The following is a 13543-nucleotide window of genomic DNA, read 5'->3' as shown; positions in this document are numbered from 1 at the left end:
AAATTTGGTAAGTTATGATTATAACACGCCCTATAAATTTCTATATTTCAAAAGCAATGTTAAATAAAGTGTATTAACCTGATATGCTTATAGTCCTGTCTTTTCTTTTATGAAGTTCCTAGCTTTAATTGCATATTCTAATGGATTAGCCTCAGCTGGATCCTGTTCTGCTTCTACGATAAACCAACCTTCATAATTATTTTCATCTAAAATCTTAAATAGTGGGTCATAGTTTATCATTCCATCTCCCGGAACAGTAAAGACTCCAGACTTAACTGCATTCAAGAAACTCATATCTTCTTTTTTTACTTTAGCTAACTTTTCCTGTCTTATATCTTTTAAATGTACATGTTTTATTCTACCTATGTACTTTCTTAAAACTGCATCTGGATCTACATCAGAAAAGGTAAGATGTCCTGTATCAAATAGTAAATATACTAATTTAGGATCAGTCATTTCCATTAACTTATCTATCTCCTCAAAGGTCTGAACCCCTGTACCCATGTGGTGGTGGTAAACAATCTTCATACTCTTTTCAGCTGCAAGTTTGCCAAGTTCCTCTAAGCCTTTTGCAAGTTTACCCCATTCTTCTTCAGTAAAATGTGGTTTTTTGCTTAAAACAGGTGTATCCATCATTCCTTGAACACTATGTCCCTGTTCTGATACAACTATTATCTCTGCTCCCATTGCATGTAGAAAATCTCTATGTTCTACAAAAGCACTTGCTGTTTCTTCAAAAGGCTTAGTAGTTAAAAATGAACTAAACCAAGCAGCTGCAATTTTTACTCCTCTTATCTCTAAAGCTCTTTTAAGCACTTCAACATTTCTAGGATACTTATTGCCTACCTCACTGCCTGTAAAACCAGCAAGAGCCATTTCACTAACACATTGCTCGAAAGTATTTTCTTTTCCAAGCTCAGGCATATCATCATTGGTCCATGCTATTGGTGCTATACCAAGTTTTACTTTCTCTTTATCCAACATAATTATTCCTCCAATAAATGTGATATTAGCTTCCGCCATGAATAAACAATTTGATTTTATTTAGTACTCTCTAGCCTTCGCTATATTTTCTTTTAGTTCTTTATGAGCCTCTTTTATAGATTCTTTATCTGATATCTCAGCAAGTCCAACACGCCACCAAGATTCATAATCATGAGTCATTGTCTTTGGAAGTATTTTTATATCAATTAGTGTAGATACTGATTGCTTTTTAGAATCTTCAATAGCAGCTTTTAGTTCCTCTACTGTTTTTACAGTATATGTCTTACATCCATATGCAGCTGCACTCATTGCAAAGTCTATTGGAACTAGTCCGCCATCTAACTTACCTGTTTCTTCATTTCTAAATCTAAATTCAGTTCCAAAACTGCCCATTCCATTACCCATTTGTAAATTGTTTATACATCCAAATGCCATATTATCAAATACTAAAACATTTATTTTCTTTCTTTCTTGGATAGATGTTGGTAACTCCGAATGCAACATCATGTAAGATCCATCCCCCAATAGTGTATATACTTCTCTATCAGGTGCTGCAAGCTTAGCTCCTAAAGCTGCATTTACCTCATATCCCATACATGAATATCCATATTCCATGTGATATGTGTTAGCTTCCTTTGGTCTCCAAACTCTTTGCAAGTCTCCAGGTAAGCTTCCTGATGCTCCAACAACTATTGCATTATGATCTAACATTTCATCTAATATTCCTAATGCTCTTGTTTGAGTTAGGTATGCGCCTGTTTGTTTTCCAAACTCCCCCAATACATGATCTAAGTGTCCAGCTACTTCTGGTTTAAATTCTTCCCCAGTATATTCTAGTTTAAATAATCTATCTAACTCTGCTTCCCACTTAGATTTAGCTTCTTTTATTTCCCCTGCATAGGCAGACTTATATTCTATTTTCTCTAGTTCATTACCTATAGCTTCTAAAGCTGCTTTACCATCTGCTACAACTTTAACTGCATCTAATTTATAAGAATCGAACTCAGCTACATTTATATTTAAAAATTCAACCTCTGAATTTTGGAATAGCCATTTTGATGATGTTGTGAAGTCGGTGTATCTAGTTCCTACTCCTATTACAAGATCCGCTTCCTTAGCAATAATATTTGCTGTTAAGTTACCTGTTGTTCCTATTCCGCCTAAATTTAATTCATGATTCCATACGATAGCACTTTTGCCTGCTTGTGTTTCTCCAAAAGGAATGTTAAATTTTTCAGCAAAATTTTTGAAGGCTTCAGCTGCTTCAGAGTATCTTACTCCTCCACCACAAATTAATATAGGTTTTTTCTTTTTAGAGATTAACTCTACTGCATCTTTAATCATTTCTTGTGTTGCAGGTCTTCTCTCTATTCTATGGATTCTTTTCTTAAAGAAATACTCTGGATAATCATAAGCTTCTCCTTGGACATCCTGTGGTAATGCCAAAGTAACCGCTCCTGTATCAGCAGGATTTGTTAATACTCTCATAGCACTAATAGCAGCTGACATTAGTTGTTCTGGTCTAGTTATTCTATCCCAATACTTACTTACAGCTTTAAAAGTATCATTTGTACTTATGCTTAAATTGTGGAACTGCTCTATTTGCTGAAGTACTGGATCTGGCTGTCTAGTTGCATATACATCTCCTGGCAGGAATAGCACAGGGATTCTGTTTGCAGTGGCAGTAGCTGCTGCTGTTACCATATTTGCTGCTCCAGGTCCTACAGATGAGGTGCAGGCATATATTTGCTTTCTATGCATTTGCTTTGCGAAACCCATAGCTGCATGAGCCATTCCCTGCTCATTTCTTCCTTGATGAACTACTAGCTCCCCAGGATGCTGTTCTAAAGCTTGGCCTAGTCCAAGTACATTTCCGTGTCCAAAGATTGTAAATACACCTTTAACAAACTTATTTACAGTTCCATCAAACTCAACATATTGATTATCAAGAAACTTAACAAGAGCCTGAGCTACTGTAAGTCTTATAGTCTTCATATTTTCACCTCTTACAAATCAAAATTTTATTTGTCTGGCCAAATTTTAGCATCCTTTTCAGTAACCCATAAATGCTCTGGAACAAAGGTTGGTGTTATATATGGGTTTCCATCTATATGTCTTATAACCCAAATGTAGTACATTGCATACCCTGGTGCTGTAGCTTGTGGGTGTGTAGCATTGTCTAATATTTTTACAGTATCATTGTTTCTTAATTTAACTGCATCTTCACCTAGTTCTGAAAAGCCATATCCCTGTTCTGGGTTAAACTTATAGAAGTATATTTCTGGTTGTGGATGATAGTGAGGTGGATAACTTGACCACTTGCCTGGGTAATCTATAACTTCTCCTACAACTAGATTTGAATACCTAGCATTTGAATAATCAAATACAGTTCGTACAATTCTTGTGGAAGCTTCTTTCATTGTGCCCGCTCCACGATTTTCACTTCTGCACTCTTTATTTGTATATAATTTTGATTCAAATAAAGTGTCATTTGTTGTTTTTGTCACAGAAATTTCAGTGTCCTCAGAAAGGCCTGTAATTTTAACTTCAACATCTTTTGGTACATGAAGTACCCATGGTTCCTCATCAAAACATGATTTTCTTACAGCAGTTTCTTTTTTACCTTCATACTCAAAAACCACTTCACCTTTTATTAAAAGAAACGCCCTTTCTTTACTGTCTTTATCTATTTCAACCTGATCCTTAGCAAGTCTTAGTATGCCAAAATCCATCATAGTATTATGTTCATCTTCATCAATAGTTGTTATAGAATTGTAGCCATATTTGAAAGCTTCATCCTGCCTAATTCTTAACATTTTAGTCACCTCTCATAAAATTAAAATTATTTTTATTTACATGCTTTTTCTTTCCAATACTCTCTTAGCCTTTGATATTATATCTTTATAAGTAAGTCCATACTGTTCTTTTAGATAGTCTACAGGTCCAACTTGACCAAATCTATCTTCAACTCCAACCCTTTCAAGTGGCACAAGTTCATTTTCAGTAATTACTTCTGCTACCGCTGAGCCTAAACCATTTACAATACTATGGTTTTCAGCTGTTACAATAGCTCCAGTTTCTTTTGCACATTTCATTATTGCTTCCTTGTCTATTGGTTTTAGGGTAAATATATTTTGAACTCTAGCTGAAATACCTTCCTTTGTTAACTCTTCCGCTGCCTTTAATGCTTCTTCTACCATAATCCCTGTAGCAAATATTGTTAAATCCTTACCTTCAACTAATGGAACTGCCTTTCCAATTTCAAAAGTTGAGCCTTCTTCATAAATTTTCACTGCATTTTTTCTTAAAAGTCTTGTATAGAAAACTCCATATTTATCTGCAATTTGTTCTGTAATATTCTTAAGCATTACGCTGTCAACTGGTTCTATGATTGTTATTTCTGGAATGTTTCTAAGTATCCCCATATCCTCAAAAGGCATATGAGTTCCTCCATTGAATGCAGCAGTTACACCTGGATCACTACCTGTAATCTTTACATTTAACTTTGCATAAGCACAGGATAAGAATATTTGATCATAGCATCTTCTTGTAGCAAAAGGTCCAAAGCTGTGAGCAAATGGAATTAACCCTGTAGCTGACATACCTGCTGCTGTACCAATCATATTTGCTTCTTGAATTCCAACATTAAAAGTTCTTTCAGGATAAGCCTTTTCAAAGGACTTCATTCCCATAGAGCTCATTAAATCTGCATCTAGAGCAACTATATTTTCATTCTTTTCTGCAAGCTCCATAAGAGTTTTGCAGTACACATTTCTCATTTCCATTGATTCTTTTTCTCTTTTTTCTGCTAATTTTATATTCATTATTTCACCACCTCTTCTAATTTACTTTCTAGAACACTTAATGCTTCATTCATCTGAATTTCATTTACTGTTACATGGTGGTTACTTAGAATACCTTCAGCAAAAGTACAGCCTTTACCTTTTATTGTGTTTAAAACTATAACTGAAGGTGTACCCTTATTAGCCTTAGCCTTTTCTATAGCATTGTATATTTCTTCTACATCATGACCATCAATATCTTGTGCATACCATCCAAAGCTTTCAAATTTTGCTTTAACGTCTCCTACATCATTGATATCCTTTGTATATCCATCAAGCTGTTGTTTATTATAATCAACGAAAACTATTAGATGATCTATTTTTTGTTGTGCTGCACATAAGACGCTTTCCCATACTTGTCCTTCTTGTATTTCTCCATCACCAAGTATTAAATAAGTATAGCTGTTCTTTCCCTTTAAGCGATTTCCCAGTGCTACTCCTAATGCTGTTGATGCACCTTGTCCAAGTGAACCAGTAGTCATATCAATACCTGTAGTAAGATTTCTGTCACAGTGACTTGGGAAATGAGTTCCAGGTTTGTTTAAAGTAAGTAATTCTTCTTTATCAAAATATCCTTTAAGAGCTAGTGCTGAATATATGGATGGACCTGCATGCCCTTTTGAGCATACAAGCCAATCCCTATCTTCCCATCTAGGATTTTTAGGATCTATGTTCATTACTCCTCCGTAGAGCACTGCAATTGTATCAGCTACTGACATAGCACCGCCAACATGTCCAAATCCTAAGGTACCAATAGCCCTTACAGTTTCTATTCTTATCTTAAGAGCCAATTCCTCAAACTCTTTTTTCTTATCTAAATTCAACATACTGCGCCTCCAATTACTTAAAAAGTTTTATTATAAGCCTTTTTCATTGCCTCTATTAAAGGCAATTTCACTCCAGAAAGGAATCTTACCATTGCACCTCCAGCTGTACATACATAGTTTATTTTTGATGTATCAATAAACCGCTGTGCTGCACTAACTGTATCCCCTCCGCCGATAACAGAATACCCTTTAGCTTCTGCTATTGAATTCCATATAGCCTTTGTACCATCTTCAAATATTTTATTTTCATATACTCCCGCAGGTCCATTTACAAATATAGTACCTGCTTTTGCAAGTTCTTCTTCAAGTATCTCTATAGTTTTATGTCCTATATCCATACACATGCGACTTGTAGGAAGGTCTTCTATACAAACTTCTTTTCTAACCCCATCCTCTTCATATGCTATGTCCACTGGATACACTATTTTCTCACCATACTTTTGAAGATAGTCTTTTGCAGGTTCTATAAATACATCAAGTTTTCTATCCTTTATGAACTTTATATTAGCCTCTCCTAAATCATATCCTTGTGCCATAAGCATTATATGTCCTGTTATACCAGCGCATAATATTTTGTCTGCAGAACCATTTTCTAATACCTGCTTCATCATTCCAAAGGCATCTGATATTTTAAGCCCTCCTAGTACAAACACTGAAGGTTTGTCTGGTGTTTCCATAACTTTTGTAAGTGCACTTATCTCTTTAAACATAAGTGAGCCTGCTGCAGTTGGAAGCAATTCTTGAAAAGCTACCATAGATGGAGCATTTCTGTGAGCTGCTGCAAATGCGTCATTTACATAACAATCTACTATTGGAGCAAGACTCCTTACCAAGTAGGTGTTTAGCATTTCATGAGCCTCAAGTTTTACGGCATCCTCGAAAGTGGATATTTCTTCTGATAAATATCTAAGATTACCTAAAAGAACTAATTCACCACTTTTCAAATTCTTCACTGCCTCTTGAGCTGCTAGGCCGCAAACATCATCAATATATTTAACTTCTCTACCTAATCTTTGTGATAATTTTTCTGCGTGTTCTTTCATTGATATAAGATTATGATAGTCAAGTGTATCTCCTTGATGTGCTATTATAGCAATCTTTGCTCCCTGCTCTATTAGGTATGTTAATGTAGGGATACTCTTATTTATTCTATTTTCACTTACTATCTTTTTAGTTTCAGGATCAATTGGTGAGTTTACATCAAGTCTTAGTAATACTGTCTTATCTTTATAGTTAAATTCTTCCATAGACCTTATTCCTGTTTCTATTTTTCCATCCATTTTCCCAACCCCAAATATTTATTTGTTTCTGCAACTGCTTCTAATCTGTCTGTTTGCATTTGCATTGCTGCTCTTACAGCATCCATATTTTCTGGTATAACTACAGCTTCTTGTGGAATATTTATTGCAAACATTATATCCTTGCCAGACTTAACAATAGACTCTTCAAATAATGCTATTTCGTACATATCTCCTCTTGGATTTCCAAGATCTCTTGCATATCTAAATAAAGAAGCATTTCCTTGGAACCCATCAGCAAGTTTTACAACTCTTATTCTTGGATGTTTACTGAATAGCTCTATTAATTGTTCTTTTGATATATCCTGTTTAGGTGTAGCTAGAACAGTAATTATATGTCCATGAGTTACTGGTGTATGAACTAGTATTCCTGTTGCATCTACATGTGGCATTATTGTCATAAGGTCTAATGCTTGATGGCTAGGTGCTTTGTCAACTTGTAATGCATTTGTAAGTCCTCTATGGTAATCACCTGGGTCAGCAACACGTCTTATTATTGTAATGGCAACTTTTTCAATACCAACTTCTCTATCTAGGCAGTCAACAGCTCTTATTAATCCAGTAGTATTACAGGAAGTTAATTTTAAGAATTGCTTTCCAAGACCTTTTTCATAGTTTGCATACCCATGGAAAAATACATCAGCAACATCATTACTTTCTCCTCCTTGGAATATTGCTTTTTTATTGTATTTTTCATAAATTACTTTATTTTTTGCTCCTATTCCACCAGGACTTGCATCAAGCATTACATCTACTTTTTGTACCAAGTCCTCAAGTGTTCCGCTTATTGGTATTCCAGCTTCATCAAATAATTTTTGATTATCTGGTAGTGAATTATATAAAGCATAAGGCATTCCTTTTTCTTTTAACGCTCTTACTGAAAGAGTAGGTGCAACGTCTGCAACTCCCACTAACTCCATATCCTTTTGAGCAGCAACTCCATCTGCCAATCTTTGTCCTATAACTCCATATCCGGCAACTCCTACTTTTATCATCATTCATTCCTCCTAAATTTTGAGTTTAATTTTATTTATTTTCATTAAAGTCATTATATTTATGTTTTAATGTGAACTTCTACTTAAGTAATTCTTTTGTATGTTTTTCGACCATTTCAGGTGTAATATTTTCTCTTCTTGCAATACCTGTTTCTATGGCTGCTTTAGCCACATAGTATGCAACCTTTGGAGCTATTCTTAAATCAAAAGCCTGTGGTATAACATACTCTGGCTTTAATTCATCTTCACTTACAAGTTCGGCTATAGCATACGCTGCTGCTATTTTCATTTCATCGTTTATATCGCTTGCTCTTACATCTAAAGCCCCTCTAAATATTCCTGGAAAAGCTAATACATTATTAACTTGATTTGGGTAATCTGATCTTCCTGTACATACTACCTTAGCTCCTGCCTCTAAAGCCAATTCTGGAACTATTTCTGGATTTGGATTTGCCATAGCCATTATTATTGAATCCCTATTCATAGACTTAACCATTTCCTGAGTCACACAATTTGCTACAGATACCCCTAAGAATACATCTGCTCCTTTTAGTGCATCAGCTAGAGTTCCTTTTACTAATTTCTTATTTGTTACTTCTGCTATTTCATCTTTGTATTTATTCATACCTGCTGGTCTACCTTTGTATATAGGTCCTTTGGTATCACATAAGATAACATCTTTAGCACCCATTTTTATAAGTAATTTCGTAATAGCTGTTCCTGCTGCTCCTGCTCCATTTATAACAATTGTTATGTCTTCAAATTTTTTATTTACTAATTTTAATGCGTTTATAAGACATGCTGAAGATACTACTGCGGTTCCATGTTGATCATCATGGAAAATTGGTATATTACTTATTTCTTTAAGCTTAGATTCTATCTCAAAACATTCTGGAGCTTTGATATCCTCTAAATTTATCCCTCCAAAAGTAGGTTCCATAAGCTTTACAGTCTCTACTATCTTATCTATATCCTTTGTTTCTAAGCATATTGGAAAAGCATCTACTCCTGCAAAAGCTTTAAATAATACTGCTTTTCCTTCCATAACTGGAAGGCCTGCTGCTGCTCCTATATCTCCTAGGCCTAGTACCGCTGTACCATTAGTCACAACTGCTACCCAATTTCCTTTTGACGTGTAATCATAGATAGTTTCTAGACTCTTTTCAATTTCTAGACAAGGTTCTGCAACTCCTGGTGTATATGCAAGTGTCATATCCTCTTTATTTCTAACTGGCACTTTGCACTTTAGTGCAATTTTACCTTCATTTTCTTTATGAAATTTTAATGTTTTTTCCCTTAACTCCAATGTAATTTCCTCCGTTATTCTTTATCGTAAAATTAACTTTTTGAATATTCTGGACTTAACTTATGCACTTGTAGTTTGTGCACTTGTATTTGAAGTTGGAACTGCTTTGGCTTTCTTTTGAGCCTGATTTCTTAGAACGTCTACATAAACAGCACCAATTATAACTAAACCTATTGCAACTGTTTGATAATCTGCTGGTACACTTAGAAGATTTAATCCATTTCTAAGTACAGCCATAATCATAGCACCTATCAATGTTCCCCATACTGTACCAGATCCCCCCATAAAGGATGCTCCACCTATTATACAAGCTGCAATGGCGTCTGCATCATAATCTAGACCTGCTAATGGGAATGCTGCGTTAACTCTTCCTACTAGCACTATTCCGCATAACGCTGACATTATTCCAGATATTGTATAAACCATTACTAATGTTCTTGGTACGTTAACACCAGATAACTTTGCTGCTTCTGGATTACCTCCAACTGCATATATATATCTACCTTGAGCTGTTCTAGTTAAAAATATGTGAAAACCTATGAATACCACTATAACTAATATGAAACTTACTGGTACTGATCCTATTTTCTCTGATCCTAAAAATTGGACTGATTTAGAAAAACCTGATATTGGAGAAGCTGCTGTAACTATAAGAGCTAATCCTCTTGCTACATTTTTCATAGCTAATGTGGATATAAATGGATGAGGCAATTTCATTTTAGTTAACATAATACCGTTCAAGAAGCCTAAAAAAGCGCCCACTGATAAACATATTAATAGTGCTAAAAACGGATTTACATGATATTTTGATGTTAAAACTCCCATTACACATATAGACAACGCTAGCATTGCTCCAACAGAAAGGTCAATACCTGCCGTTATTATTGTAAGCAACATACCTACTGAAATTATGCTATTTAAAGCTGATTGGTTTGCTATATTCATTATATTTTTAAAAGTTAAAAACTGATCTGATGCAAAACTTAAAATGACACAAAGTATTAACAAACCTAATAAAGAACCAAACTTGGATAACATACTTTTTAAAGATTTATCCGTGCTCAAATCGAATCTTGCTTTTTTAGTTGTCTGTTCCATTTATTACATACCTCCCGAAGCGGCTTTCATAATATTTTCTTGATTAGCCTCTTTTCTATCAAATTCTCCTGTAAGCTTTCCTTCATGCATAACAATAATTCTGTCACTCATGCCTAGCACCTCTGGCATTTCTGATGAAATCATTATTATCGCGGCGCCCTTGCTTACCAACTCATTCATAACATTATAAACCTCAACTTTGGCGCCTACATCTATCCCTCTTGTTGGTTCATCAAAAATGTATATATCTGCATCTGTATTTAACCATTTTGCTATAACAACTTTTTGCTGATTTCCTCCACTAAACTGTCTTACTATAAAACTGTCAAGTGGTGGATTTATATTTAATTTCTTAATATTCTCTGCACATCTTTGTTTTGATTTTTTTCTATCCAGTAAAAAACCCTTCGTTATTTTATTAAAAGATGAAATATTCATATTAAATGCCACAGTATTATCTAGAATTAATCCTTGTCCTTTTCTATCCTCAGTCAAAAAAGCTATTTTATTTCTCATGGCATCTCTAGGACATGTTATTTTAACTTTTTTACCGTGTATGTAAACATCACCAGCATCTTTTGAGTCTGCCCCAAAAACAACTCTCATAACTTCTGTTCTTCCAGCCCCTACAAGGCCTGCTACTCCAAGAATCTCACCTTTTTTTACACCAAAAGTTACATTTTCAAACACACCATTTCTACTTAATCCTTCAACTCTTAGTACTTCCTCACCTTTTTTAGTTTCTACTTTTGGAAACTGTTCTTCTAGATTTCTTCCAACCATTAATTTTATTAGAGTATCTGTTGTAATCTCATTTTTTTGTAAAGTTTTAACCTTTTCTCCATCCCTCATAATTGTAACTCTGTCACAAATCTCTATTATCTCTTCAAGTCTATGGGAAATATAAACTATTCCTATTCCCTTCTCCCTTAAACTCTTTACAGTTCTTAATAACTCTTTAACTTCTCTATTACTTAAACTAGCTGTAGGTTCATCCATTATTAATACTTTAGTTTTTACACTTAAAGCCTTTGCTATTTCAACCATCTGTTGTTGCCCAACTCCTAACATACTTATAGGCAACTTTGGATTAATTTCTTGTCCTAAATCTTTTAATAATTCTGAGGATTTCTGAATCATATATGCTCTATCAAGAAGTGTACCTTTTTTTACTTCTCTACCTAAAAAAACATTTTCTGCTACAGTAAGTTGTTTAACTATATTTAATTCTTGGTATATAGCTGTTATTCCTAGCTCCATAGCATGTTTAGGTCCATATATAACTGTCTCTTTACCTTCAATATTTATTTTTCCTTCATCATTTCTATGTGCACCTGTTAGAATTTTAATTAATGTAGATTTACCTGCTCCGTTTTCTCCAACTAATCCCAGAACCTCTCCTGGATAAACATCCAAATCTATTTGATTTAATGCTCTAACCCCAGGAAATATCTTGGAAACGCCTTTTAATTCAATAAATGGCTGTTTCATTACTTAAATCACCCCAACTTTTAAAATAAGTTCTTACACTCACTATTAATTCTGTAGTTTATGATGCCCAACAAGAATAATTATTTTATATAAGAATTGCTATATCGGCTTGTTGGGCTCATATTTTTGTTCTTATGCTAATTATTTTTTAAGTATTTTATCTAACTCAGCTTGAGCTGCATCTACATTTTCTTTACTTATTACTTTTGTACCAGTATCAACTCTATTTTCAACTTTTTCCCCTTTAGCAATCTTAACAGCAGTTTCTACACCTAGTTTTCCAATATTATATGGACTTTGTGCAACTGATGCTGTAAGTTCCCCAGCCTTTATTGATTTCAATGCATCTGCTGAACCGTCAAATCCTACAACAGCTACACCTGTTTTGTTTGATTGTTTAAGTGCTCTTTCTGCACCTAAAGCCATCTCGTCGTTTGAGCAGAAAACACCTTTTACATTTGGATGAGTTTGTAATAAATTCTCCATTACTGACATAGCTTTATTTCTATCGCTATTTGCTGGTTGAATTTCTACAATTTTAACACCAGCAGCTTCTAACTCCTCTTTGGCACCGTTTACACGTTCATCATGGGTTGCATCTCCTAGTGCGCCTCTTATAATAACAACCTCTGATCCTTTTCCAACCTTTTCAGCTAAATATTTACCGCCAAGCTTACCACCTGCTAAGTTTCCTGTTCCAACGAAAGATTTTTTCTTATCCCATTTTGCGTCTGTATCTATTAATACAACAGGAATGCTTGCTTGATCTGCTTTGTCAAAAGTTGCTAAAGCAGCACTTGGCTGTGATGGCGCTACAACTAATACTGATACTTTCTTTACTATTTGATCTTCCATTAGTGAAGTTTGTCCAGCGATATCGGTTTCATCATTAGGTCCAAGTACCTTTACATCTACACCTAATTCTTTGCCAGCATCCATAGCTCCAGCTTGAACTGTTTTCCAGTAGTCACTATTTACAGCTTTCAATACAACAGCAACATTAGCTTTTCCATCCTTTTTATCTGATGTTTGTTGATTTTGGCTAGTGGATTTGCTTCCACATCCTACAAGTGCTGATGATACTACCGCTGTTACAGCTAATATACTTAGTAATTTTCCATACCTTTTCATATAATTTCCCCCTCAATTTTAATTCTTAAGTATTCTCTTACTTTTTTAAATACTTTCCTACTTTAATAAAATTACTAATATCCCCCTTTCAGCTATTTAGATACAGATTATATTTATGTAAAAATATTGAGTTCCGTATTTGTATGGATTATATTTATGTAAATATAATCAGTTATGTATTTACATGAATTAATATGAAAGCATTTGATACTATATTTATATGGATCAATATGATAGAATTAATTATACATACGCCTTCTATTTTATTCCATATTTTTATTATTCATAGTTTTTGTCTTGTGATTCTTGCACTTTATGTGTTGCTCTATTAAGATAATACTGTATATTCGAAAAATTCCAAACTTTAATTTTTAATTATTCCTTTGTTTTTTTCACACAATTATACTTCGAATAATTGTGAATACTTTGTTTAATAATAGTGTTAATTTTGTATTTATCTATAACTTATTTGCTGAGTTTTAAAGTAAATTTCTAAGTCAAGTAAAAATATAGCTTTAATTTTTAACTTTCTATTTAAAAATTAACTTCAATAAGGTTATATTTTTAAAAC

At 34.1% G+C, this 13543-nt stretch carries 11 protein-coding genes; all 11 read right to left on the bottom strand.

Features of this window, described 5'->3' with window-relative positions; genetic code table 11:
* Positions 1-87: 87 nt before the first annotated feature.
* Positions 88-984, bottom strand: coding sequence for a myo-inosose-2 dehydratase (gene iolE / locus CLMAG_RS02570; protein ID WP_066617510.1), 897 nt, complete (start codon positions 982-984; stop codon positions 88-90).
* Positions 985-1044: 60 nt separating this feature from the next.
* On the bottom strand, positions 1045-2979 hold the full coding sequence (iolD, locus tag CLMAG_RS02565) for a 3D-(3,5/4)-trihydroxycyclohexane-1,2-dione acylhydrolase (decyclizing) (RefSeq protein ID WP_066617507.1): 1935 nt from the start codon (positions 2977-2979) through the stop codon (positions 1045-1047).
* A gap of 26 nt (positions 2980-3005) precedes the next feature.
* On the bottom strand, positions 3006-3800 hold the full coding sequence (locus CLMAG_RS02560) for a 5-deoxy-glucuronate isomerase (protein WP_066617505.1): 795 nt from the start codon (positions 3798-3800) through the stop codon (positions 3006-3008).
* Positions 3801-3836: 36 nt separating this feature from the next.
* Positions 3837-4808, bottom strand: a complete 972-nt coding sequence (locus CLMAG_RS02555) for a transketolase family protein (RefSeq protein WP_066617502.1) — start codon at positions 4806-4808, stop codon at positions 3837-3839.
* Entirely contained in the window at positions 4808-5653 is an 846-nt protein-coding gene (locus CLMAG_RS02550) for a transketolase (protein ID WP_066617493.1), read from the bottom strand. The genes CLMAG_RS02555 and CLMAG_RS02550 overlap by 1 nt, the downstream gene beginning before the upstream one ends.
* A 17-nt stretch (positions 5654-5670) precedes the next feature.
* Positions 5671-6933: a phosphoglycerate kinase gene (locus CLMAG_RS02545; RefSeq protein ID WP_066617492.1), complete on the bottom strand. Its 1263-nt coding sequence runs from the start codon at positions 6931-6933 to the stop codon at positions 5671-5673.
* The gene (locus tag CLMAG_RS02540) at positions 6918-7949 is read right to left on the bottom strand and encodes a type II glyceraldehyde-3-phosphate dehydrogenase (protein ID WP_201787640.1); all 1032 of its coding nucleotides are present in this window, start codon (positions 7947-7949) and stop codon (positions 6918-6920) included. Before CLMAG_RS02540 ends, CLMAG_RS02545 begins: the two co-directional genes overlap by 16 nt.
* Before the next feature lie 76 nt (positions 7950-8025).
* The gene (locus CLMAG_RS02535) at positions 8026-9252 is read right to left on the bottom strand and encodes an NAD(P)-dependent malic enzyme (protein ID WP_066617489.1); all 1227 of its coding nucleotides are present in this window, start codon (positions 9250-9252) and stop codon (positions 8026-8028) included.
* A 60-nt stretch (positions 9253-9312) separates the two neighbouring features.
* Positions 9313-10350, bottom strand: coding sequence for an ABC transporter permease (locus CLMAG_RS02530; protein WP_066617487.1), 1038 nt, complete (start codon positions 10348-10350; stop codon positions 9313-9315).
* Positions 10351-10353: 3 nt separating this feature from the next.
* Entirely contained in the window at positions 10354-11841 is a 1488-nt protein-coding gene (locus tag CLMAG_RS02525) for a sugar ABC transporter ATP-binding protein (protein ID WP_066617482.1), read from the bottom strand.
* Positions 11842-11982: 141 nt separating this feature from the next.
* Positions 11983-12972, bottom strand: a complete 990-nt coding sequence (locus CLMAG_RS02520; RefSeq protein WP_066617480.1) for a sugar ABC transporter substrate-binding protein — start codon at positions 12970-12972, stop codon at positions 11983-11985.
* Positions 12973-13543 lie beyond the last annotated feature (571 nt).

Source organism: Clostridium magnum DSM 2767 (assembly GCF_001623875.1).
Classification (GTDB): domain Bacteria; phylum Bacillota; class Clostridia; order Clostridiales; family Clostridiaceae; genus Clostridium_AM; species Clostridium_AM magnum.
This window is presented reverse-complemented; position numbering and strand designations above follow the sequence as displayed.